The 375-nt window shown below is 34.7% G+C and carries 1 protein-coding gene; it reads left to right on the top strand.

Annotation, left to right across the window (positions count from 1 at the left end):
* On the top strand, positions 1-364 hold a 364-nt coding region (locus AB4496_RS25075; RefSeq protein ID WP_372132526.1), incomplete at its 5' end, for a hypothetical protein.
* Positions 365-375 lie beyond the last annotated feature (11 nt).

The following is a 375-nucleotide window of genomic DNA, read 5'->3' as shown; positions in this document are numbered from 1 at the left end:
CTCTACATTCATCGTAGCCTCTTTAATCGCGGGCTCAGAATGTAAGATATCAAATGAAACTGTTTCTTTTGCAATATCTTCAACTGGGGTTGCCTTAACTATTACCTGTGTATATTTACTGGGATTAAGTATCGCTGTTCTATTTTCTTGGATAGATTACAGAAAAGAAGAAGTCGAGTTACTCAATAAAGTCAATTGTGACTTAAATCGTTCTGATCCGGACATTAAACCCTGCAAATTAATCCGATGGAATGAGTTCCACTTTATGGTTTTGCTAGTATTACTAACTATCATGGGTATTGTCACTTTCATTAACCCAAACTACCTAATGAATATATTAGACTCTGTAACTTGCCCTAAATAATAAAAATAGGC

This window comes from Vibrio sp. 10N.222.46.A1, assembly GCF_041473595.1.
Lineage (GTDB): Bacteria > Pseudomonadota > Gammaproteobacteria > Enterobacterales > Vibrionaceae > Vibrio > Vibrio tasmaniensis_A.
Note: the sequence above shows the minus strand (reverse complement) of the source record. Positions and strands in the feature narration are given on the sequence as shown.